This window comes from Vreelandella venusta (assembly GCF_015689495.1).
GTDB classification, from domain to species: Bacteria; Pseudomonadota; Gammaproteobacteria; order Pseudomonadales; family Halomonadaceae; genus Vreelandella; species Vreelandella venusta.
This window is the reverse complement of the sequence record NZ_CP065135.1, coordinates 181,184-204,830: the sequence shown is the minus strand read 5'-3', so window position 1 is coordinate 204,830 and position 23,647 is coordinate 181,184. Positions and strand designations below refer to the sequence as shown.

Below are 23,647 nucleotides of genomic sequence, written 5' to 3'. Positions count from 1 at the left end.
CGCGAGTGTCTAGTGTAATTAGTCGAGCTTGATTTGCACGTCTACGCCAGCGGCGAGATCGAGCTTCATCAATGCATCAACAGTTTTCTCGGTTGGCTCAACAATATCGAGCACACGCTTGTGCGTACGAATCTCATACTGGTCACGCGCATCTTTGTTTACGTGCGGTGAAATCAGGATGGTGTAACGCTCGCGGTTGGTCGGTAGCGGGATCGGACCACGAACCTGAGCACCAGTACGCTTAGCGGTTTCAACGATTTCCGCTGTGGACTGGTCAATCAGGCGATGGTCGAACGCTTTCAACCGAATGCGAATCTTTTGGTTCTGCATTTGCCCTAAACTCCAATGGATGTCGACGGCGCGAGCCGTCTACCCACGCATTCAAAGGATGCGCATTATAGGCACGCCAAAAGCCCATGTCAAACATTTGCTATTGGTGCGCAGAAAAGGGGGCTCGCAAGAGCCCCCTTGATCAATCATCAAGCAAGCTTACTTGACGATTTTTGCAACAACGCCAGCACCAACGGTACGACCGCCTTCGCGGATTGCGAAGCGCAGACCTTCGTCCATAGCGATTGGAGCAATCAGGGTAACAACCATCTTAACGTTGTCGCCCGGCATTACCATTTCAACACCTTCCGGCAGTTCACAAGTACCTGTTACGTCAGTGGTACGGAAGTAGAACTGGGGACGGTAGCCCTTGAAGAAAGGCGTGTGACGACCACCCTCTTCTTTGGACAGTACGTAAACTTCTGCTTCGAAGGTAGTGTGCGGGTTGATGGTGCCCGGCTTAGCCAGAACCTGGCCACGCTCGACGTCATCACGCTTAGTACCACGCAGCAGGGCGCCAACGTTCTCACCTGCACGACCTTCGTCGAGCAGCTTACGGAACATTTCAACACCGGTAACGATGGTTTTGGTGGTGTCGCGGATACCCACGATTTCCACTTCTTCGCCTGCTTTAACGATACCGCGCTCTACACGACCGGTAACAACAGTACCGCGACCAGAGATAGAGAACACGTCTTCGATCGGCATCAGGAACGGCTGGTCGATAGCACGCTCCGGCTCAGGGATGTACTCATCCAGAGCTTTGATCAGATTCGCAACAGCAGTTGTACCCATGCCGTTCTCATCTTCACCGTTCAGAGCCATCAGCGCAGAACCAGTGATGATCGGAGTGTCGTCACCCGGGAAGTCGTACTCGTCGAGGAGTTCGCGAACTTCCATCTCAACCAGCTCAAGCAGCTCTTCGTCATCGACCATGTCCGCTTTGTTCAGGAACACAACGATGAACGGAACGCCAACCTGACGAGACAGCAGGATGTGCTCACGCGTCTGCGGCATCGGGCCGTCAGCAGCAGAACATACCAGGATTGCGCCGTCCATCTGCGCAGCACCGGTGATCATGTTCTTGACGTAGTCAGCGTGTCCTGGGCAGTCAACGTGCGCGTAGTGGCGCTCTTCAGACTGATATTCAACGTGAGACGTAGCGATGGTGATACCGCGCTCGCGCTCTTCAGGAGCGTTATCGATGGTATCAAACTCACGCCAGTCGCCGCCGAAAACTTCAGCAGACACACGAGTCAGAGCCGCTGTCAGGGTCGTTTTACCGTGGTCGACGTGACCGATGGTGCCGACGTTGACGTGCGGTTTGGAACGTTCAAATTTTTCCTTAGCCACTGCTATAACCTCTTTACGTTAGCTAACGGTTAACCGTTTTGGTTGATGACGGCTTCTACGACGCTGGAGGGCGCCTCGTCGTACTTCGCGAACTCCATAGAGTAGCTCGCACGGCCCTGGGTCTGAGAGCGCAGATCGGTTGCGTAACCGAACATCTCACCCAGCGGCACCGTTGCGCGGATGACTTTGCCGGAGCTGGAGTCATCCATGCCCTGCACCAGACCGCGACGACGGTTCAGGTCACCCATGACGTCACCCATGAAATCTTCGGGGGTCACGACCTCGACCTTCATCACCGGTTCCAGCAGCACGGCCTTGGCCTTCCTGGCACCTTCTTTAACCGCCATGGAAGAAGCAATCTTAAACGCAGTCTCGTTAGAGTCCACGTCATGGTAAGAACCATCGTACAGCGTGACTTTAACGTCGATCATCGGGTAACCCGCGATGACACCGTTCTTCAGCTGTTCGTAGGCACCTTTTTCTACTGCAGGGATGTATTCCTTAGGAACCACACCACCAACAATTTCGTTGACGAATTTGAAGAAGATTTCTTCATCACCTTCGCCCTTCTCTTCAGCAGTCAGCGGCTCAATGCGCAGATGCACGTGGCCGTACTGTCCACGACCACCCGACTGGCGCACAAACTTGCCTTCTTGCTCAATGCTGCCACGGATGGTTTCGCGGTAAGCAACCTGCGGCTTACCGATATTGGCTTCAACCTTAAACTCGCGACGCATACGGTCGACAAGAATATCCAGGTGCAGCTCACCCATACCAGAAATAATAGTCTGGCCGGTTTCTTCGTCAGTCTTCACCTGGAAGGAAGGATCTTCCTGGGCCAATTTACCCAGTGCAACACCCATTTTTTCCTGGTCAGCTTTCGACTTAGGCTCTACGGCAACAGAGATAACCGGATCCGGGAACTCCATGCGCTCGAGTACGATCTTGTGATCGATATCACACAGGGTGTCACCTGTAGTCACATCTTTCAGACCAATACACGCTGCAATATCGCCCGCTAGTACTTCTTTAATCTCTTCACGAGTATTGGCGTGCATCTGAACGATACGACCAACACGCTCTTTCTTCTGCTTAACGGAGTTATAAACACCGTCACCAGACTTAAGAACGCCTGAGTAAACGCGAATAAAGGTCAAGGTACCAACGAAGGGGTCGGTAGCGATCTTAAACGCCAACGCCGCAAACGGAGCACTGTCGTCCGCTTCGCGGGTCGCTACGGTACCATCTTTGTCGTCCAGCTCACCTTCGATTGCTTTAACTTCTGTCGGTGAGGGCAGGTACTCAACAACCGCATCCAGGACTGCTTGAACACCCTTATTCTTAAAGGCAGAACCACAGGTCACTAGAACGATCTCGCTAGCCAGCGTGCGCGCACGAAGACCTGCTTTGATTTCTTCAATGGTCAGTTCCCCACCTTCGAGGTACTTGTCCATCAATTCATCAGAGCCTTCAGCTGCGGCTTCGACCATTTGCTCGCGATATTTTTCGGCAGTCTCTTGTAGCTCAGCAGGAATATCGACAAGCTCATACGAAGTGCCTAAGTCTGCCTCATTCCAGAGGATAGCCTTCATCTCGATCAGGTCGATAACGCCTTTAAAGTCTTCCTCTGTACCCCAGTTAATCTGGATTGGCACAGCGTTAGCACCTAAGCGTTCCTTCAACTGGTCAACAACCATGAAGAAGTCTGCACCTGTACGGTCCATCTTATTGACGAAGACCATACGCGGAACTTCATACTTATTGGCCTGGCGCCATACGGTTTCGGTCTGCGGCTGAACGCCGGAAGAACCGCACAGTACAACAACAGCACCATCAAGAACACGCAAAGAACGCTCAACTTCGATAGTGAAGTCAACGTGCCCAGGGGTGTCGATGATATTAATGCGGTGCTCATCAAACTGGTGATTCATACCTTTCCAGAAGGTAGTAACAGCAGCCGAGGTGATAGTAATACCACGCTCCTGCTCTTGCTCCATCCAGTCAGTAGTCGAAGCACCTTCATGGGTTTCGCCCAGCTTGTGGTTTACGCCAGTGTAAAACAAAACACGTTCTGTCGTGGTTGTCTTACCTGCATCAACGTGGGCAACAATACCCAAGTTGCGATAGCGATTAAGCGGTGTTTTGCGTGCCACGGTGAAGCTCCCGTTAGTTGGCAATGCTCGTTAATTCAGCAGTGTTCGTTTTGCGTATCCCACCGCCGCCACCCACAAAGATAGCGGCAGTGTGTTGCAGCATGGCGAAAAAACTCTTTAGCGCAGCACAACCAGCAAAATCAAACACAAACTCAGAAACGCCGAGTTTAGAAACGATAGTGAGAGAAGGCCTTGTTGGCTTCTGCCATACGGTGCACATCTTCACGCTTCTTAACAGCCGAGCCTTTGCCTTCAGCGGCATCCAGCATTTCACCTGCCAGGCGCTGAACCATCGTTTTCTCACCGCGGCGACGCGCTGCGTCTACCAACCAGCGCATTGCTAGGGCTTGGCGACGCGAAGGACGAACTTCGACTGGCACCTGATAGGTCGCACCACCAACACGGCGCGACTTTACTTCGACCATCGGCTGGATGGTTTCCAGCGCTTTGTCGAAGATTTCCAGCGGCTCTTCATTACTACGCTCGGCAACCTTGTCCAACGCACCGTATACGATGCGCTCAGCTATGGACTTCTTGCCGCTGACCATCAGGTGGTTCATGAACTTCGCCAGACGCTCACTTCCGAACTTAGGATCCGGCAGGATTTCGCGTTTAGCTACAACTCTTCTTCTAGGCATGATAAGCCCTCAATTAAGGATCCTTCAGGTAAACCCGGAACTAATTGCGCTAATAGCGCCGCCCGACCTTACTCTTATCAGACCGTCATATTCGTATTAAGGTAACAACGCCAGCGTCTTAAGACGCTGCAACAAGACGTCTTAGGACTTCGGACGCTTGGTACCGTACTTAGAACGACCCTGCTTACGGTTCTGTACGCCAGAGGTGTCAAGGGCGCCACGAACGGTGTGATAACGCACACCTGGCAAATCCTTTACACGACCGCCGCGAATCAGAACAACAGAGTGCTCTTGCAGGTTGTGACCTTCACCACCGATATAAGAAGACACTTCGAAACCGTTGGTAAGGCGCACACGGCAAACCTTACGCAGGGCCGAGTTCGGCTTCTTAGGGGTAGTAGTGTAAACGCGCGTACAAACGCCACGTTTCTGCGGGCATGCCTGTAGCGCAGGTACGTCACTCTTAGCGACGGGGCGCTTACGCGGCTTGCGCACTAGCTGATTAATCGTTGCCATGGTGTTTAGCTGACTCCAATGGTTGCCTGGCCTTTCAACAAATACTAGCAGTAGGTGCGGGCGCACCCACCCCACTGTTAAAGGCTGCGCATTCTAAAGGCTGACCCTAGGTGGCGTCAAGTCTTGCTGGCGGTTTAACCAGCAAGACTGCACCATAAGGGCCAGCGACTCGTTGTTACTCGTTTTCCTTACCGTCGATTACAGCTCGTCGTCTGAATCAAGGGCGGTTAACTGAGCACCAAGCTCCTGCTCAACTTCGGTAGCCGAGGGGTTGAACAGACGCTCAACGTCTTCGCGTTTGCGACGACGCTCTGCGTGGTGAGTCAGACCGGTACCTGCCGGAATCAGACGTCCAACCACCACGTTTTCTTTCAGGCCGCGTAGATAATCGCGCTTGCCGGTTACCGCTGCTTCGGTCAATACACGTGTCGTTTCCTGGAACGACGCCGCAGAAATGAACGACTCAGTGGCCAAGCTGGCCTTAGTGATACCCAACAGCAAGCGTTGATACTTGGCCGGGAATTTACCTTCTTTCTCAAGACGCGCATTTTGCTCTAGTACGCGTACCAGTTCAGCTTGATCGCCAGTAATAAAGTCAGAGTCACCTGAATCGGAGATCTCTACCTTACGCAGCATCTGGCGAACAATGACTTCGATATGCTTATCGTTGATGCCTACACCCTGCAGACGGTAAACATCTTGTACTTCGGCAGTGATGTACTTGGCCAGCTCTGCCACGCCCAGTAAGCGCAGGATATCGTGAGGGTTGCTCGGACCATCCGAAATCACTTCACCCTTCTCGACGCTTTCACCTTCGAAGACAGCGATTTGACGCCATTTCGGGATCAGCGCTTCAAACGGGTCGCCAGATTCCGGCGTAATCGTCAAACGACGCTTACCCTTGGTCTCTTTACCGAAGCTGACCACACCACTGATTTCAGCCAAGATTGACGACTCTTTCGGCTTACGTGCCTCAAACAAGTCGGCAACACGTGGCAGACCACCGGTAATATCTTTGTTACCAGACGCTTCTACCGGGATACGTGCAACGACTTCACCGACACCAATGGTAGAGCCATCATCAACGGAGATAATCGAGTTGCCTGGCAGCAGATACTGTACCGGCGTATTCGATCCTGACACCGACACATACTCGCCAGCAGCATCTTTCAGCATCACCATCGGGCGCTTATCGCGACCTGCCATCGGGCGGGCTGCCGACTCGATAACCTCAATAGAGGACAGACCGGTCATTTCGTCGACGCTGCGGTGCATGGTGACACCTTCGTCAAGGTCGACAAACTGCGCCTTACCTTCTACTTCGGCAATGATCGGATGCGTGTGCGGATCCCACTTGGCGACAATCGCACCGCCATCAACCACGTCACCGTCACGTACAGACAGCTCGGCACCGTAAGGCAGCTTGTAGTACTCACGCTCACGGCCATGGTCATCAGCAACAGCAAGTGCGCTGGAGCGAGAGACAACCACCAGCTTGCCGTCGGCACGCTCTACATGCTTGATGTTGTGCAGACGTACTTTACCGCCGTGCTTGACCTGAACGCTATCCACTGCCGATGAGCGCGATGCCGCACCACCGATGTGGAACGTACGCATGGTCAGCTGGGTACCCGGCTCACCGATGGACTGTGCAGCGATAACGCCGACAGACTCACCAATGTTGACCTGATGGCCGCGCGCCAAGTCACGTCCGTAACAGGAGGCACAGACACCGTGAGCAGTGTCACATGTAATGGTAGAACGAACGATAATCTCGTCGACACCCATGGTGTCTAGCGACGCACACCACTTTTCGTCAAGCAATGTGCCGCGCGGAATAAGCACTTCATCATTACTTGGATCAATAACATCAATCGCAACGACACGACCAAGGACGCGCTGAGACAGCGGTACGATGATGTCGCCACCTTCAATGATCGGGTGCAGCGTCAGGCCATTTTCAGTGCCACAATCGGTCTCAGTGATAACCAAGTCCTGGGCAACGTCAACCAGACGACGGGTCAGGTAACCGGAGTTAGCCGTTTTCAGAGCCGTATCCGCAAGACCTTTACGTGCACCGTGGGTCGAGATGAAGTACTGAAGTACGTTCAGACCCTCACGGAAGTTGGCAACGATCGGCGTTTCGATGATCGAGCCATCCGGCTTAGCCATCAAGCCACGCATACCCGCCAGCTGGCGAATCTGGGCGGCAGAACCACGCGCACCAGAGTCAGCCATGATGAAGACGCTGTTGAACGAGTCTTGCTCAACTTCGTTGCCTTCACGATCGATGACGGTCTCTTTGGAGATACCAACCATCATCGCCTTAGCGACTTTATCGTTGGCTTTCGACCAGATATCGATAACCTTGTTGTACTTCTCGCCAGCAGTTACCAAGCCAGAAGAGAACTGATCTTCGATCTCTTTAACTTCTGCTTCTGCAGCGTCGACAATCTCGGTTTTCGCATCAGGAATAACGAAGTCGTTAACACCGATTGAAGCGCCCGACCATGTTGCCAAACGGAAGCCGGTGTACATCAGCTGGTCAGCAAAGATAACCGTAGGCTTCAAGCCAGCACGACGGTACACCTCATTGATCAAGCTAGAAATCGCCTTTTTCTTCATTGGCTGGTCGATCAAGGAGAACGGCACACCTTCCGGCAAAATGCGGAACAGTAGTGCACGACCCACCGTCGTGTCGTAGATGCGGCGATGGAAACTACGCTCGCCGGTCTCTTCTTCGACGTCGACTTCGTCCAGGCGCACTTTCACGCGAGCATGCAGCGATACCGACTGCGTTCCGAAGGCGCGCTCGACCTCATGGAGGTCAGAGAACACCATACCTTCGCCTTTGGCATTGATCTTTTCGCGGGTCATGTAATACAGACCCAGAACAACGTCTTGCGACGGTACGATAATCGGTTCACCGTTGGCGGGCGACAGCACGTTATTGGTGGCCATCATCAGCGCACGCGCTTCAAGCTGAGCTTCCAGGGTCAGCGGTACGTGTACCGCCATCTGGTCACCGTCAAAGTCGGCGTTGTAGGCGGCACATACCAGCGGGTGCAGCTGGATCGCTTTACCTTCGATCAACAGCGGCTCAAACGCTTGGATACCCAGACGGTGTAGCGTCGGTGCGCGGTTAAGCAGTACCGGGTGCTCACGGATAACATCGGCAAGGATGTCCCACACCTCGGGCAGTTCGCGCTCAACCATCTTCTTGGCAGCTTTGATCGTTGAGGCGTAGCCCAGCGACTGCAGCTTGGAGTAGATAAACGGTTTGAACAGCTCAAGCGCCATTTTCTTAGGCAGACCACACTGGTGCAAACGCAGTGTCGGACCAACCGTGATTACCGAACGGCCAGAGTAATCGACGCGCTTACCTAGCAAGTTCTGACGGAAACGCCCCTGCTTACCTTTGATCATATCGGCAAGGGATTTCAGCGGACGCTTGTTAGAGCCCGTAATGGCGCGACCGCGACGGCCGTTATCCAACAACGCATCAACCGCTTCTTGCAGCATACGCTTCTCGTTACGCACGATAATATCCGGCGCATTGAGGTCAAGCAGACGCTTCAGGCGGTTGTTACGGTTGATAACGCGACGATAAAGGTCGTTCAGATCTGAGGTCGCGAAGCGGCCGCCGTCCAGCGGTACCAACGGACGAAGATCCGGCGGCAGCACGGGCAGCACTTCCATGACCATCCACGCCGGCGCGTTGCCGGAGTGGTAGAACGCTTCAAGCAGCTTCAAGCGCTTTGAAAGCTTCTTAATCTTAGTTTCAGAGTTAGTCTGCGGAATTTCTTCACGCAGGTGATTAATCTCTTCTTCCAGATCAATATCTTTCAGCAGCTCTTGGACAGCTTCGGCACCCATACGGGCGTCGAAGTCATCACCGAACTCTTCTAGCGCTTCAAAGTACTGTTCATCGTTGAGTAACTGACCACGCTCCAGCGTGGTCATACCCGGATCAATGACGACAAAGCTTTCGAAGTACAGCACGCGCTCGATATCACGCAGGGTCATATCGAGGAACATGCCGATACGCGACGGCAGTGACTTCAAAAACCAAATGTGAGCCACTGGCGATGCCAGTTCGATGTGGCCCATGCGCTCACGGCGCACGGCAGCCTTGGTGACTTCAACGCCACACTTCTCACAAATGATGCCGCGGTGCTTCATGCGCTTATACTTACCGCACAAACACTCGTAGTCTTTGACTGGGCCGAAAATCTTGGCGCAGAACAGACCATCCCGTTCCGGTTTAAAGGTACGGTAGTTGATGGTCTCGGGCTTCTTCACCTCGCCAAACGACCAGGAGCGAATCATGTCCGGCGACGCCAGGGTAATCTTGATCGCGTCAAACTCTTCGGACTGAGATTGCGATTTGAGTACTTTCACCAAATCTTTCATGGGACGGCTCCTAGCTCTCTAACTCGATATCGATGCCCAGCGAGCGGATTTCCTTCACGAGTACGTTGAAGGATTCCGGCATGCCTGCCTGCATGGTGTGGTCGCCATCCACGATGTTTTTATACATCTTGGTGCGGCCTTCGACGTCGTCCGACTTGACGGTGAGCATCTCTTGCAGCGTATACGCGGCACCGTAAGCTTCCAGCGCCCATACTTCCATCTCACCAAAGCGCTGACCACCGAACTGCGCCTTACCACCCAGCGGCTGCTGAGTCACTAGCGAGTAAGAACCGGTAGAGCGCGCGTGCATCTTGTCGTCTACCAAGTGGTTCAGCTTGAGCATATACATGTAGCCAACGGTCACCGAGCGGTCAAACGCATCGCCAGTACGGCCATCGTACAGCGTCATCTGGCCAGACTCAGGAATGTCAGCAAGCTTCAGCAGATGTTTGATCTCGTGCTCTTTAGCACCATCGAACACCGGCGTTGCCATAGGTACACCGCCTTTGAGGTTTTTCGCTAGCGCAATGATTTCTTCATCGCTTAACGAATCGATATCCTCAACACGGGTTCCCGGCGTGTTATATATCTGGCCCAGGAAGTCACGAATTTCAGCAACTTGCTGACCACGAGCATCACGTAACAGCGCGTCAATCTTGACACCCAAACCACGGGCAGCCATACCCAAGTGCGTTTCGAGGATCTGACCAACGTTCATCCGCGACGGTACACCCAGCGGGTTCAACACCACATCAACCGGCTCGCCCTTCTCGTCGAACGGCATATCTTCGATGGGCATGATCGCCGAGATAACACCTTTGTTACCGTGACGACCGGCCATCTTGTCGCCAGGCTGAATGCGACGCTTAACCGCCATGTAAACCTTGACGATTTTAAGCACGCCCGGCGCGAGGTCATCACCCTGGGTCAGCTTGCGCTTCTTGTCTTCAAAGCGCTCGTCCATCTCTTTACGACGATTTTCGAGCTGCTCATCGGCCTGGGCCAACAGCTCGTTGTAGGCTTCATCCTGCATACGCAGCTTGAACCACTGCTGACGCGGCAGCTCGTCGAGGTAATCCTCGTCAAGCACATCGCCTTTCTTCAGGTTCGGACCGCCATTAACAGCCTGACCTTCCAGCGTGCGCTTCAGGCGCTCAAAGGTAGCGTCTTCAGCGATACGGTAGGTTTCCTGAAGATCTTTACGCACTTCGTCCAGCTGCATCTGTTCGATAGCAAGCGCACGAGAGTCTTTTTCAACGCCGTCACGGGTAAATACCTGAACGTCGATGACAGTACCCTTCATGCCGGTCGGCGCACGCAGCGAGGTATCTTTAACGTCAGATGCTTTCTCACCGAAAATAGCGCGTAGCAGCTTCTCTTCCGGCGTCAGCTGGGTTTCACCCTTCGGCGTTACCTTACCGACCAGGATGTCGCCAGGGCCAACTTCAGCACCAATGTAAACAACACCAGCTTCGTCCAACTTACCCAGCGCGGACTCGCCCACGTTGGGAATATCGGCAGTGATCTCTTCCGGCCCTAACTTGGTATCGCGAGATACACAGGTCAGTTCCTGAATATGAATCGTGGTAAAGCGGTCTTCTTGAACCACCCGCTCAGACAGCAGGATAGAGTCCTCGAAGTTGTAACCATTCCAGGGCATGAACGCGATGCGCATGTTCTGGCCTAGCGCCAAATCACCCATATCAACAGACGGGCCGTCGGCCAGGATATCGCCACGGGCTACGCTGTCACCAGGACGCACGATAGGGCGCTGGTTCATACAGGTGTTCTGGTTTGAACGGGTGTATTTGGTCAGGTTGTAGATATCAACACCAGCTTCACCACCGATGATCTCATCTTCGTGTACCCGTACCACGACACGACGTGCGTCAACGGAGTCGATTACACCGCCACGACGCGCCACGGCACAAACACCGGAGTCACGCGCAACGAAGCGCTCCATACCAGTACCTACTAGCGGCTTGTCAGCACGCAAAGTCGGTACCGCCTGACGCTGCATGTTCGCCCCCATCAAGGCGCGGTTAGCATCATCGTGCTCCAGGAACGGAATCAGCGCGGCCGCGACCGAAACAACCTGGCGTGGTGAAACGTCCATTAGCGTGACTTGCTCAGGACGCATAAACGTGGTTTCACCACGATGACGTACCTGAACCAAGTCGTCACTCAGCCTGTTGGACTCATCCACAGCAGCAGACGCCTGGGCAATAACGAAATCACCCTCTTCGATCGCCGACAGGTGAACGATGTCGTCGGTCACTTGGCAGGCATTGACCTTACGGTATGGCGTTTCAAGGAAGCCGTAGCTGTTGGTGTGACTGTACGTCGCCAACGAGTTGATCAGACCGATGTTCGGACCTTCCGGCGTTTCGATCGGGCACAAGCGGCCATAGTGCGTAGCATGTACGTCGCGCACTTCGAAACCAGCACGCTCACGGGTCAAACCACCTGGGCCGAGTGCCGACACACGACGCTTGTGGGTAACCTCAGAAAGCGGGTTGTTCTGATCCATAAACTGGGACAGCTGGCTAGAACCGAAGAACTCTTTCACCGCTGCCGCTACCGGCTTAGCGTTGATTAGATCTTGCGGCATCAGGCCTTCGCTCTCCGCCATGGAAAGACGCTCTTTCACTGCGCGCTCTACGCGCACTAAGCCGACGCGGAACTGGTTTTCAGCCATTTCGCCAACACAGCGAATACGGCGGTTACCCAGGTGATCGATATCGTCAACGTCGCCAAAGCCGTTACGGATATTGATCAGCTCGCGCAGAACATCGAGGATGTCTTTGCGATCCAGCACACCAGAGCCCGTGTCGGTATCACGACGCAGACGACGGTTGAACTTCATGCGACCGACGCCGGAAAGGTCGTAGCGATCTTCGCTGAAGAACAAGTTATTAAACAGCGTCTCAGCAGCTTCTTTGGTCGGCGGTTCGCCAGGGCGCATCATGCGATAAATTTCGACCAACGCCTCAAGCGCGGAGCCGGTGGCATCCAACTTAAGCGTATCGGAAATAAACGAACCACAGTCGAGATCGTTAGTGTAGAGCGTTTCGATCTGGGTAATGCCACCCTGCGCCATACGCTCAAGCACTTCTGGCGTAATTTCGCTGTTACACGGGCAGATCAGCTCACCAGTTTTAGTGTCGATCTGATCTTTGGCCAACGTTTTACCAAACAGGTACTCCATCGGTACTTCCAGACGCGACAAACCGGCTTTTTCAAGCTGACGGATGTGCTTCTGGGTAATACGACGTCCCTCTTCAACAATGACGTTGCCTTCGCCATCTTTAATATCGAAGGTCGCGGTTTCACCGCGCAGGCGTGACGGTACCAGCTCTACGAAGAAGCCAGTTTTTTCAATGCTAAACTTGCTGGTTTCGAAAAACTCTTCAAGGATCTCTTCGGTGCTCATTCCCAGCGCACGCATCAACACTGACGCTGGCAGTTTCCTGCGACGGTCAATACGTACGAAGACGTTGTCTTTAGGATCGAACTCGAAGTCCAACCAGGAACCACGATAAGGAATCACTCGGGCAGAATAGAGCAGCTTGCCAGAGGAGTGGCTCTTGCCTTTATCATGATCGAAGAACACACCGGGCGAACGGTGGAGCTGAGAAACGATAACCCGCTCAGTACCATTGATAACAAAAGTACCATTCTCGGTCATCAGGGGGATTTCCCCCATGTAGACTTCCTGCTCTTTAATATCCTTGATTGCCTTGTTCGAGGAGTCGCGATCATAGATGATCAAGCGAACCTTGACGCGCAGCGGGGCGGAATAGGTCACGCCACGCAGCTGACACTCCTTAACATCGAACGCCGGCGTGCCGAAACGGTAGCTGACATACTCCAGCGCCGCATTCCCAGAGAAGCTTTCAATCGGAAACACGGACTTAAACGCCGCGTGCAGACCAATCTCGTGGCGCTCGTCGGGCGAACGATCCTGCTGGAGAAAGTCGTAGTAGGAATCAAGCTGGATGGCCAGCAAGTAAGGCACATCCATCACTTGGGGCAGTTTGCCGAAATCCTTGCGGATGCGTTTTTTCTCAGTATATGAGTAAGCCATCTGTATTCCCCAGCTTGTTCACCATGGGTGACCGATGCGTGGTCATCTGCCCCGCGGGCGTTTCAGACGCAGACAGCAAGCTCCTAAATCGGTAGCTCGCCGTCAAAAATCTTGATAGATAACAGTGTTACAGTAGTGCTGCTAGCGCTTCGTTATCACTCGCGCTTCACAACTTACGCTTCACAACTTACGCTTCACAACAACGGTCTTACTGTTTTGCTGCTTCTTACCGCAGCTTTCCTGCTGTAATGCTGCCAAGCAACATGATACAACAGAAAAAGGCCGGCAGCGGGATAAGCCCGCCGCCAGCCGTGGAAGCTTACGCAGCGCGTAAAGCCGTCAGCACAAGAATTACTTGAGCTCGACGCTTGCGCCCGCTTCTTCCAGCTTGGTCTTAGCTGCTTCAGCGTCTTCTTTAGACATTGCTTCTTTGATGGTAGCCGGCGCGCCATCAACTGCACCTTTGGCTTCTTTCAGGCCAAGACCAGTGATTTCACGAACTGCTTTGATGACGTTAACTTTCTTGTCACCAGCAGAGGTCAGTACCAGGTCAAATTCAGTCTGCTCTTCAGCAGCTGCTTCGCCGCCTGCAGCGGGGCCAGCCATTACGGCTGCTGCTGCAGAAACGCCGAATTTCTCTTCCATTGCTTCGATCAGCTCGACAACTTCCATTACGGACATGTCGGCTACAGCATTGATGATATCGTCTTTGGTCAGTGCCATTGTCTCATTCCTAACTTTGCGGGAGCCTCGGTCTACCGAGTGCTCAGGATTCATTGCATGGTTCAAGCAGTGCCCTGCTTATGCAGCGCGGTCTGCTTGCAAAAAGACCTGCTTATGCAGCTTCTTCTTGCTTCTGGTCGCGCAGGGCGGCCAGGGTACGAACCAGCTTGCCAGCGGAGGCTTCTTTCATTACCGACATCAACTTGGCAATTGCTTCGTCGTAAGTCGGTAGGCTTGCCAGACGATCGATGTCAGCAGCCGGAATCAGCTCACCATCATAGGCCAACGCCTTCACTTCGAAGTTCTGATCTTGCTTTGCGAACTCTTTGAACAAACGAGCGGCAGCGCCCGGGTGCTCGGTAGAGAAAGCCAGCAGAGTAGGACCAACAAAGCTCTCGTTCAGACACTCCCATTGGGTGCCTTCGAGGGCGCGGCGTGCCAGGGTGTTGCGAACAACACGCAGCTGGACGCCATTCTCACGTGCTTGCTTGCGCAAGTCGGTCATTTTACCGACCGTAACACCGCGAGAATCGGCAACTACGACGGAGAGTGCGCCCTTGGCCGCTTCACTGACCTCGGCAACAATCGCTTTCTTGCCTTCAAGTGCTAGTGGCACAGTGATCACTCCTTCGTGCCGGAACCCACAACAGGCTCCGGTGGTTACCATCTCTCCCAGACGATAAATAAATAACGCTGGAAGCCTTGGGGGATGGTGCTCACCAGAAAGCGGTTTGGCTAAAAACCTCAACCAACTGGCGGCCACACCATCTGCGCAGGCGCTGTTAAGGCGATTAAGCCGCACCCTTAAAAGATGCGGCACCTGCGGTCTTTGACGATGCCCTGCCTAACTGACGCATTAACAGGGGACCGCAAAGTTCTTGCTCGGTTCTTACGTAAAACGTACGACTACCTGCTTATACCAATGCAGAGTGGTCGATAGTCAGACCTGGGCCCATAGTAGTGGACAGGGTGACTTTCTTAAAGTAGATACCTTTAGAAGAGCTCGGCTTGAGCCTCTTAAGGTCAGCAACCAGCGCTTCCAGGTTACCCAGAACAGCGGATGCTTCAAAATCAGCTTTACCCAGCGTTGTGTGGATAATGCCGTTTTTGTCGGTACGGAAACGCACCTGGCCTGCCTTAGCATTTTTAACCGCAGTGGCAACGTCAGGAGTAACGGTACCAACTTTCGGGTTAGGCATCAGGCCACGCGGACCAAGAATCTGACCCAGCTGACCGACAACGCGCATAGCATCGGGAGAGGCAATCACGACGTCAAAATCCATGACGCCCTTTTTGACTTGCTCAGCCAAATCGTCCATACCCACGATATCAGCGCCTGCTTCTTTAGCAGCATCGGCGTTAGCACCCTGGGTGAAGACCGCTACGCGCACGTCTTTGCCAGTACCGTTAGGCATGACAGTAGCGCCACGTACCACTTGGTCAGATTTACGCGGATCAACACCCAGGTTAATCGCTACATCCAAGGACTCCTTGAATTTAACGGTGGACAGCTCAGCGAGCAGCGCAACCGCTTCTTCAAGAGAGTAGGTTTTGTTCGAGTCTACTTTCTCGCGAATAATTTTCGCACGCTTAGTTAGCTTAGCCATGATCAGAGACCCTCCACGTTTAGGCCCATGCTACGAGCGCTGCCAGCAATGGTGCGCACCGCGGCATCGAGATCAGAAGCCGTCATATCTGGCTCTTTCGTTTTAGCGATCTCTTCAAGCTGCTCACGCGTAACGGTACCAACCTTCTTCTTGTTCGGCTCACCAGAACCGGACTTGATACCCGCTGCTTTTTTCAGCAACACGGCAGCAGGCGGCGTCTTGGTAACGAACGTGAAGCTACGGTCAGAGTAAACTGTGATCACGACAGGCGTCGGCAGACCAGGCTCAATTTCTTGAGTCGCTGCGTTGAACGCCTTACAGAATTCCATGATGTTCACACCGTGCTGACCCAGCGCGGGGCCGACGGGCGGACTAGGATTGGCTTTACCTGCAGCAACCTGCAGTTTGATATAAGCCTGTACTTTCTTGGCCATGCTAAATACTCCAGTTGGGTGATAGCGCCTTACGGCTCCCCGGTACATATAAAGCAGCACATAGCTGCTTCACACAATGCAGGGATGGCGTGCAATGCACACCACCCCGCCAATTAATCTAACTTACTCTTTTTCTACCTGAGAGAACTCAAGTTCCACAGGCGTGGCCCGCCCGAAAATCAGCACGCTAACCTGCAAACGGCTTTTCTCGTAGTTCACTTCTTCAACAACACCGTTGAAGTCAGCAAACGGACCGTCAATAACACGAACTGACTGACCCGGCTCAAACATAGTTTTGGGACGCGGCTTATCAGTACCGTCTTTCACACGACGCAAGATAGCATCTGCCTCGCGCGAGGTAATAGGCGCTGGCTTCTCTTTTGTGCCGCCAATAAACCCCATTACACGTGGGGTTTCATTGACGAGATGCCAGGTTTCGTCGGCCATTTCCATCTCGACCAGCACGTAGCCGGGGTAGAACTTGCGCTCACTCTTACGACGCTTTCCGTCACGTACTTCAACGACTTCTTCCGTCGGCACGAGAATTTCGCCAAAGCGATCTTCCATGCCATACATTTTCACGCGCTCGATAAGCGAGCGCATGACATGCTTTTCAAAGCCGGAATAAGCGTGGACGACATACCAACGTTTGGACATGAAAGCTCCTAACCAATGACGCCGGACATCGCCCAGCCAAGAAGAGTATCAATCAACCACAGCATCAAACCCACCACCACAACAGCCGCCAGCACAATGGCCGTGGTCTGAATAGTTTCGGGGCGAGTCGGCCATACAACGCGCTGTATCTCTTTCTTGGCGCTGACGGCAAGCTCTACTAAATCGCGACCTTTAGCGGTGGTCAGCGCGATCAAACCCGCAATCACACACAACACCACCACACCTAATACGCGGTAGAGCAGGCCAATATCAGCGAAATAGGTATTACCAACAACTGCAACAACAAGCAGCGCCACAACCGCCGCCCACTTGAGCCCGTCATGGCGCGACTGTTGCACCTCTTCGCCATGTTTTACGGAACTAGGCTTCATAAAAACGAGACTCCCAAGGGTGCAGCGAGCGACAAAGGAATTCTAGAAAAAGACATACCAACCTGGGGAAGGCTGGCAGGCCAGGAGGGAATCGAACCCCCAACCTGCGGTTTTGGAGACCGCTGCTCTGCCAATTGAGCTACTGGCCTGTATCATCACGTGCGCAAACAAACTGCCTACGCAACAGCGGGCGCCATATTAGCGGATAACTTTCCGCCTGACAACCCTCAACACTCATCAAACTGACAAGTGAAAACAAAAAAAGCGAGCTTAGCTCGCCTTTATGCAATATGGAGCTCATGGACGGAATTGAACCGTCGACCTCACCCTTACCAAGGGTGTGCTCTACCCCTGAGCTACATGAGCTAAATACATCCAAAACTGGAGCGGGCGGCGGGAATCGAACCCGCACCATCAGCTTGGAAGGCTGAGGTTCTACCATTGAACTACGCCCGCCGAACTTGCCTATGGAATGACAACCCGTTGCACGAGATACAGTAGCTAAGCCCGCTTACCGGCCTTTCATTCCCAAGCAACGACCTAGCCATTGCTTGATAAAACTTGGTGGAGAGGGAAGGATTCGAACCTTCGAAGCTTTCGCGGCAGATTTACAGTCTGCTCCCTTTGGCCACTCGGGAACCTCTCCAGCTGTGGCGGCACATTATGCCAACCTCCAAGACTATGTCAAGCTTACAAACTCTTTATTTATCAAAGCTTGTGAACTTACCAGCACTTGCACATTGATAACTAACGTGTGCTTGTGCCTTGGAACGCGCTGCATTCTGTCAAAGCAGCATCGAGAATGCAAGACCTGCGCGAATTTTTTCTAGCGAAACAGGTTCAGGCACTCCAGGTGCGCCCGACATTTTTCCAGCACGCTCTGCAAAGGTCAGCGGAAAACTGGCTTCCAAGCCCCCATAAACCATATCCGGCCATACCGCATGGGGCACTTGAACACCGCGTGAAATCACTCTGGCATCGCCACCCGTCAATAGCACTGGCAATGCAACCCCCTGTTGATCGCACACCTCACTGTAAATTCTGTTAATCGCACTGACTGCCGCCATATAGATACCGTGGTTGACAGCATCTACCGTGCGTCTCCCCGGCTCCAATAACGCATCAGCCTCACTTTCTGGATCAATTGCCACATTGCGGGTGCCCAATTTGAGACTCTCTTTCATTAATCGCAACCCAGGTACGATAAAGCCTCCGAGATGGACACCCCCTGGCAATACAAAATCAATGGTGATCGCACTACCACAATCGACTGCACAGCAACCGCCAGCCAGTTGGTAGCCTGCCAGCGCTCCTAGCCAGCGATCTACGCCCAGTCGCCCAGGCTCCTCATACCCGTTGACAACGCCCAGGGCTTCAGGGGTTGAGCGCGCAACATACACTTGGCGCACTTGGCGACGCAGCAAAGCAACGGTCTCTTCCAGCACGGCCGCTCTAGCAACACTGGAAATACGCACCGCCTCTACTACATCAAGATTCGGAATATCTGCCCCTGGCCGCCACTCTTCCCGAGTCCACACAGCACCTCGTGAACGAATCTCACTACTTTCGGCATCTTTTAAACGCCATTTCGATAGCGTATTGCCGATATCCAAATCCAAAATCATAGGCGCCTGCGTACACTGATCTCACCGCCCGACAGGCGTCGCGAGTGATCATTTTCGGTAACCCAAAGATTACCACTCTCATCTACCTCTCTAGCCACTGCATCGCTTGAGCGCTCACCCTGAATAATACGGATCGGCAACCCTGCATAGGCATGGCGACTATTCCACTCATCTTGCCAAGGGGTAAACCCTTCGCTTTCGAAGCCTGCCAGCATATCCAATAACCCAGACAGCATATCCGCAGCTAGCTGATTGCGCGAAATACCCGCTTTTGCATCAAACAGTGCCGCCACAGGCTGATCAATAGTGGCACGCAGGCTATCGGGTAGCGACAGATTCATACCAATTCCAATGACCACTTCACAGGGGCCCGCTGCATCTCCGGTGACCTCAATCAAAATACCAGCCAGCTTGCCAAGCTCCCCATCTTTCTCTGCCAGCAATATATCGTTAGGCCACTTTAATTTTGGTGAAACTCCGTACCGCTCCAGCACTTGAGCAACCACCACGCCAACCGCAAGACTCAACCCTTCCAGGACGTTAACTCCTGACTCAAAGCGCCAGCCAAGCGAGAGCATCAAACTTTGCCCCCAAGGCGTAGACCATACGCGCCCGCGACGGCCACGACCTGCGGTTTGCAGCTCAGCGAAGCATACCTCACCGTGCCCAGCTCCCTGCGTAAAGCGCTCGCGCACATATTGATTGCTTGATGGCAGCTGATCTTCGATGAATAGCCTGGTTAAGAGATGGCGAGCACTAGCGGGCAAACGCTCTACAATTTTTGCCCCATCGAGCGGTTCTAGCGGATAGGCAAGTCGATACCCTCGACCTTTCACAGCCACCAGTTCAACGCCCAGTGCGTCTAATTTTTTTAGTTGTTTCCATACGGCGGCTCGGGAAACGCCCAGCGCTTCACCTAATTGTTCACCGGAATGAACTTCGCCATCGCTCAACAAACGCATCAGGTTACCGATGGTCATGTGCTTGCCCCAACTGGGAAAACGCCTATCTTAACGGAAGCACCGCTGGAGCGAAAACTGCCATGTTTAGGTTATTGACTTGCACCTTTATTTAAGACAGCACTAGTAGTGGACCGCGCCCAGACCCTATAATGCCGCCCTATTTTTCTAGCAGGATCGCGTCGTGATCGAGAATCTTCGCAACATTGCCATCATAGCCCACGTTGACCATGGTAAAACTACCTTGGTAGACAAGCTGTTAAGCCAGTCCGGAACGCTCGACCGCAAGGCCGAAGGCCAAGAGCGCATCATGGACTCCAATGACCAGGAAAAAGAGCGCGGTATTACCATCCTGGCTAAAAACACTGCTATTCAGTGGCAAGATGGCAATGGTAAGGATTACCACATCAACATCGTGGACACCCCTGGACACGCCGACTTTGGTGGCGAAGTTGAGCGGGTTATGTCCATGGTGGACTCGGTACTGCTGCTAGTAGATGCCGTTGACGGTCCAATGCCACAGACTCGCTTCGTTACCCAGAAAGCATTTGCCCAGGGCCTGAAGCCGATTGTCGTCGTCAATAAAATTGACCGCCCTGGCGCACGCCCAGACTGGGTTATCGATCAGATCTTTGATCTGTTTGACAACCTGGGGGCGTCTGATGACCAACTCGATTTCCCGATCATCTACTGCTCGGCGCTAAACGGCATTGCCGGCATGGACCCTGAAGAGCTGGCCGACAACATGGACCCCATGTTCCAGGCAATCGTCGATATCGTTGAGCCGCCTGCGGTTGAGATCGATGGCCCCTTCCAGATGCAAATCTCCGCACTGGATTACAACAGCTACGTCGGCGTTATCGGCCTTGGCCGTATCAAGCGTGGCTCGGTGAAGCCTAACCAGCAAATCTCGGTCATCAGCGTTGATGGCTCTACCCGCAAGGGTAAGATCGGCCAGGTCATGACCCATATGGGTCTTGAGCGTGTCCAAACGACAGAAGCGACAGCTGGCGACATCGTCTGCGTTACAGGCATTGAAGATTTATCAATTTCTGACACGCTGTGCGATCCAAGCGCCGTTGAAGCGCTACCGCCGCTGTCTGTTGACGAACCGACTGTTTCGATGACGTTCCAGGTCAATGACTCACCGTTCGCGGGCAAAGAAGGCAAGTTCGTCACCAGCCGGAATATTAAAGACCGCCTGGAACAAGAGCTTATCCACAACGTGGCGCTACGCGTTGAACAGGGCGATACCCCCGAGAAGTTCAAAGTTTCTGGCCGTGGTGAGCTTCACTTATCAGTGTTGATTGAAACCATGCGTCGTGAAGGCTTCGAATTGGCAGTTGGCCGCCCTGAAGTCATCATTAAAGAGATCGACGGCGTTAAGCAAGAGCCCTACGAAGAAGTCATCATCGACTGTGAAGAGCAGCACCAAGGCTCGATCATGGAAGAGCTTGGCTATCGCAAGGGTGAAATGACCAATATGAACCCCGATGGTAAGGGTCGTGTACGTCTCGACTTTATCATCCCGGCGCGCGGCTTGATTGGTTTCCGTGGTCAATTCTTAACCTTGACCTCCGGCACCGGTATCCTGACCAGCCGCTTTGATCACTACGGCCCGCTGAAGCCCGATGCTTCCATCGAGCGTCGCAATGGCGTATTGGTCTCAATGGTTGGCGGCAAAGCCCTAGCTTATGCACTCTACGCTCTGCAAGAGCGTGGCAAGCTGATTATTGATCACGCCACTGAAGTATACGAAGGTATGCTGATTGGTATTAATAATCGTGCCAATGATATGGTCGTTAACCCGACCAAAGGTAAAAAACTCGACAACATGCGCTCAACGGGTAACGATGAAAACATCGTTCTGACGCCGCCGATCAGATTTACTCTTGAACAGGCTATCGAGTTCCTGGATTCCGATGAACTGGTTGAAGTTACTCCCAGCCATATTCGTCTACGCAAGAAGCACCTGACAGAAAACGAGCGCAAGCGTGCTAGCAAGAAGTAAGCTTGCGCCAGTCAATGCCCGATAGTCAGTATCCCAAAGCCCGCCATGTGCGGGCTTCTTTCTAGTTTCAGTTAACGACCCCCTCGCTTATTTCCCGTCTCTGTATCACCCCACACGCCCTGCCTCCTGCGCCAAGTGGCTTCATAAACGCAGCCTTAACGCTAGCAGACTGGTAAGCGCAGGCGTTCTATCGCAAAGTAACGCTACTATCAGTGTGTCCCTGGACCACTGACAATCTACAATTCATACAAGTGTTTGGACAGTTACCCTCATCCTTCCACTACCATACGGACACCCCTCCATATGAGCGGTCATAACGTCTGGACCCACAAAGGTACCTTTTTACTGGCAGCGGTAGGGTCAGCCGTCGGTTTGGGCAATCTTTGGCGCTTCCCCTATCTCACCGGGGAAAATGGTGGCGGCGCGTTTATTTTAATTTATGCACTGACCATTTTTGCTGTCGGCATCCCCATTTTCATTGCCGAAACAATGCTTGGACGTACCAGTCGCCAAAGCCCAATTATGGGGATGCGCCACTTAACTAAAACACACAAGACCTCCCGAGCCTGGGAATCCATTGGCTGGTTAGGTGCGGCTGCCGCTTTTTTAATTTTGAGTTTCTATTCCGTCATTGCTGGCTGGGCACTGCACTATACCTGGCTGATGCTAACCGGCTCATTGGTCGGTGCCGATGCAACCACAATTAGTGCTGGCTTTGTTGCGTTGCTGGCATCTCCGGGCCTGATGACGCTTTATCACACGCTGTTTATCGCCTTCTCGGCATTAATTGTCGGCTTGGGGATTCATAAAGGGATAGAGTCAGGGCTGCGCATCATGATGCCCGCGCTGTTTGCTATTCTCATCGTGGTGCTTATCTACGGCGTCATCAATGGCGACGTTGGAGCAGCAGCCAATTTCCTCTTTACGTTCAACATTGCCGATCTCAGCTTAGAAGGCTGGTTACAAGCGATGGGGCAATCCTTCTTCACTCTGAGCCTTGGAATGGGCGCCATCATGGCCTACGGCGCTTATATGTCCAGCGAAGCCTCTCTAACCCGTACCGCTATCGCCGTGGCATTTGTAGATACTGCAATTGCCATGGTGGCAGGGCTCGCAATTTTCTCGCTGGTATTTGGTGCGGGGCTCGAAACCGACCAAGGCCCGGGGCTGATGTTTGTTACTCTGCCGCTAGCATTCGCTGATATGCCGTTTGGTGCTTTGGTAGGCGGGGTCTTTTTTATTCTGGTGCTTGGGGCCGCAATCAGCTCGTCTATTTCATTGATAGAGCCAGTCGCCGCCTTTCTGGTTGAGCGCTTTGATATGACCCGCCCTCAAGCAGTCACCATCATGGTCGTCGCAGCTTGGGCAATGGGCTTACTGACAGTGGTGAGCTTCAATGTATGGGCCGAAGGAACGATTTTCCACGCACTCTTTGAACGCAGTGCTTTTGAATTCATTGAGCTGTTGACCAATATCTTTATGCCGCTGGGCGGGCTAATGATCGCTCTATTCGCTGGCTGGGCGCTGACGCAAAGCGAAGTCATGAAAGAGCTTGGTACCAACATCACTTGGTTTAAAACTTGGCGGTTACTGGTGCGCTTTGTTGGCCCTGCCGCAGTGTCGTTTGTATTTTTACGCACTATTCCACAGGTGGAAGGCTACGTTGTCCCAACCCTCGGCGCACTGCTCATTGTGGGTGTATTTGCCTTGAGTCAGCGGCTACGTAAGTCTGCTTAATATAATTCTAAT

17 protein-coding genes and 4 tRNA genes are annotated in these 23,647 nt (G+C 53.2%); 2 read left to right on the top strand and 19 right to left on the bottom strand.

The window, feature by feature from the left end:
• Window positions 1-18 precede the first annotated feature (18 nt).
• From rpsJ to IR195_RS00810, 19 genes are all read right to left on the bottom strand, one after another.
• Window positions 19-330, bottom strand: coding sequence for a 30S ribosomal protein S10 (gene rpsJ / locus IR195_RS00900; RefSeq protein WP_009098983.1), 312 nt, complete (start codon window positions 328-330; stop codon window positions 19-21).
• A 159-nt stretch (window positions 331-489) separates the two neighbouring features.
• On the bottom strand, window positions 490-1,683 hold the full coding sequence (tuf, locus tag IR195_RS00895) for an elongation factor Tu (RefSeq protein WP_206048526.1): 1,194 nt from the start codon (window positions 1,681-1,683) through the stop codon (window positions 490-492).
• A 29-nt stretch (window positions 1,684-1,712) separates the two neighbouring features.
• Window positions 1,713-3,836, bottom strand: a complete 2,124-nt coding sequence (gene fusA / locus IR195_RS00890) for an elongation factor G (protein WP_125744940.1) — start codon at window positions 3,834-3,836, stop codon at window positions 1,713-1,715.
• 167 nt (window positions 3,837-4,003) lie between these two features.
• Window positions 4,004-4,474 carry a 30S ribosomal protein S7 gene (rpsG, locus tag IR195_RS00885; protein WP_009098975.1) on the bottom strand — a complete coding sequence of 157 codons (471 nt, stop codon included), beginning with the start codon at window positions 4,472-4,474 and terminating at the stop codon, window positions 4,004-4,006.
• A 141-nt stretch (window positions 4,475-4,615) separates the two neighbouring features.
• The gene (rpsL, locus tag IR195_RS00880) at window positions 4,616-4,990 is read right to left on the bottom strand and encodes a 30S ribosomal protein S12 (RefSeq protein WP_095623214.1); all 375 of its coding nucleotides are present in this window, start codon (window positions 4,988-4,990) and stop codon (window positions 4,616-4,618) included.
• A 198-nt stretch (window positions 4,991-5,188) separates the two neighbouring features.
• On the bottom strand, window positions 5,189-9,403 hold the full coding sequence (gene rpoC / locus IR195_RS00875; protein WP_125744938.1) for a DNA-directed RNA polymerase subunit beta': 4,215 nt from the start codon (window positions 9,401-9,403) through the stop codon (window positions 5,189-5,191).
• Between the two features lie 10 nt (window positions 9,404-9,413).
• Window positions 9,414-13,490, bottom strand: coding sequence for a DNA-directed RNA polymerase subunit beta (gene rpoB, locus IR195_RS00870; RefSeq protein WP_206048525.1), 4,077 nt, complete (start codon window positions 13,488-13,490; stop codon window positions 9,414-9,416).
• A gap of 351 nt (window positions 13,491-13,841) precedes the next feature.
• Window positions 13,842-14,213, bottom strand: coding sequence for a 50S ribosomal protein L7/L12 (gene rplL, locus IR195_RS00865; protein ID WP_030074215.1), 372 nt, complete (start codon window positions 14,211-14,213; stop codon window positions 13,842-13,844).
• A 112-nt stretch (window positions 14,214-14,325) separates the two neighbouring features.
• Complete coding sequence (rplJ, locus tag IR195_RS00860) at window positions 14,326-14,829, bottom strand: 50S ribosomal protein L10 (protein ID WP_125744934.1); 504 nt, start codon at window positions 14,827-14,829, stop codon at window positions 14,326-14,328.
• Window positions 14,830-15,127: 298 nt separating this feature from the next.
• Window positions 15,128-15,820, bottom strand: a complete 693-nt coding sequence (rplA, locus tag IR195_RS00855) for a 50S ribosomal protein L1 (protein WP_125744932.1) — start codon at window positions 15,818-15,820, stop codon at window positions 15,128-15,130.
• Window positions 15,821-15,822: 2 nt separating this feature from the next.
• Window positions 15,823-16,254: a 50S ribosomal protein L11 gene (gene rplK, locus IR195_RS00850; protein WP_009098963.1), complete on the bottom strand. Its 432-nt coding sequence runs from the start codon at window positions 16,252-16,254 to the stop codon at window positions 15,823-15,825.
• Window positions 16,255-16,377: 123 nt separating this feature from the next.
• A complete protein-coding gene (gene nusG, locus IR195_RS00845; RefSeq protein ID WP_125744930.1) occupies window positions 16,378-16,911 on the bottom strand; it encodes a transcription termination/antitermination protein NusG in 534 nt (177 codons plus the stop codon).
• Between the two features lie 8 nt (window positions 16,912-16,919).
• Entirely contained in the window at window positions 16,920-17,303 is a 384-nt protein-coding gene (gene secE, locus IR195_RS00840) for a preprotein translocase subunit SecE (RefSeq protein WP_125744928.1), read from the bottom strand.
• A gap of 73 nt (window positions 17,304-17,376) precedes the next feature.
• Window positions 17,377-17,452, bottom strand: a tRNA-Trp gene (locus tag IR195_RS00835).
• A gap of 142 nt (window positions 17,453-17,594) precedes the next feature.
• A tRNA-Thr gene (locus tag IR195_RS00830) sits at window positions 17,595-17,669 on the bottom strand.
• A gap of 16 nt (window positions 17,670-17,685) precedes the next feature.
• Window positions 17,686-17,759 (bottom strand) — tRNA-Gly (locus IR195_RS00825).
• Between the two features lie 106 nt (window positions 17,760-17,865).
• A tRNA-Tyr gene (locus IR195_RS00820) sits at window positions 17,866-17,949 on the bottom strand.
• Window positions 17,950-18,088: 139 nt separating this feature from the next.
• Window positions 18,089-18,928 carry a type III pantothenate kinase gene (locus tag IR195_RS00815; protein ID WP_125744926.1) on the bottom strand — a complete coding sequence of 280 codons (840 nt, stop codon included), beginning with the start codon at window positions 18,926-18,928 and terminating at the stop codon, window positions 18,089-18,091.
• A complete protein-coding gene (locus tag IR195_RS00810) occupies window positions 18,925-19,908 on the bottom strand; it encodes a biotin--[acetyl-CoA-carboxylase] ligase (protein WP_125744924.1) in 984 nt (327 codons plus the stop codon). The genes IR195_RS00815 and IR195_RS00810 overlap by 4 nt, the downstream gene beginning before the upstream one ends.
• A gap of 163 nt (window positions 19,909-20,071) precedes the next feature.
• Here IR195_RS00810 and typA point away from each other — a divergent pair, with 163 nt between their 5' ends.
• The gene (gene typA / locus IR195_RS00805; protein WP_146943044.1) at window positions 20,072-21,898 is read left to right on the top strand and encodes a translational GTPase TypA; all 1,827 of its coding nucleotides are present in this window, start codon (window positions 20,072-20,074) and stop codon (window positions 21,896-21,898) included.
• A 303-nt stretch (window positions 21,899-22,201) separates the two neighbouring features.
• Complete coding sequence (locus tag IR195_RS00800; protein ID WP_206048524.1) at window positions 22,202-23,635, top strand: sodium-dependent transporter; 1,434 nt, start codon at window positions 22,202-22,204, stop codon at window positions 23,633-23,635.
• The last annotated feature ends 12 nt before the right edge of the window (window positions 23,636-23,647 follow it).

Bases quoted from the DNA above. Each gene is read 5' to 3' on its own strand.
- rpsJ (WP_009098983.1), bottom strand. From the start codon at position 330: ATGCAGAACCAAAAGATTCGCATTCGGTTGAAAGCGTTCGACCATCGC.
- rpsG (WP_009098975.1), bottom strand. From the start codon at position 4,474: ATGCCTAGAAGAAGAGTTGTAGCTAAACGCGAAATCCTGCCGGATCCT.
- rpsL (WP_095623214.1), bottom strand. From the start codon at position 4,990: ATGGCAACGATTAATCAGCTAGTGCGCAAGCCGCGTAAGCGCCCCGTC.
- rpoC (WP_125744938.1), bottom strand. From the start codon at position 9,403: ATGAAAGATTTGGTGAAAGTACTCAAATCGCAATCTCAGTCCGAAGAG.
- rpoB (WP_206048525.1), bottom strand. From the start codon at position 13,490: ATGGCTTACTCATATACTGAGAAAAAACGCATCCGCAAGGATTTCGGC.
- rplL (WP_030074215.1), bottom strand. From the start codon at position 14,213: ATGGCACTGACCAAAGACGATATCATCAATGCTGTAGCCGACATGTCC.
- rplA (WP_125744932.1), bottom strand. From the start codon at position 15,820: ATGGCTAAGCTAACTAAGCGTGCGAAAATTATTCGCGAGAAAGTAGAC.
- rplK (WP_009098963.1), bottom strand. From the start codon at position 16,254: ATGGCCAAGAAAGTACAGGCTTATATCAAACTGCAGGTTGCTGCAGGT.
- nusG (WP_125744930.1), bottom strand. From the start codon at position 16,911: ATGTCCAAACGTTGGTATGTCGTCCACGCTTATTCCGGCTTTGAAAAG.
- secE (WP_125744928.1), bottom strand. From the start codon at position 17,303: ATGAAGCCTAGTTCCGTAAAACATGGCGAAGAGGTGCAACAGTCGCGC.
- IR195_RS00815 (WP_125744926.1), bottom strand. From the start codon at position 18,928: ATGATTTTGGATTTGGATATCGGCAATACGCTATCGAAATGGCGTTTA.
- IR195_RS00810 (WP_125744924.1), bottom strand. From the start codon at position 19,908: ATGACCATCGGTAACCTGATGCGTTTGTTGAGCGATGGCGAAGTTCAT.
- IR195_RS00800 (WP_206048524.1), top strand. From the start codon at position 22,202: ATGAGCGGTCATAACGTCTGGACCCACAAAGGTACCTTTTTACTGGCA.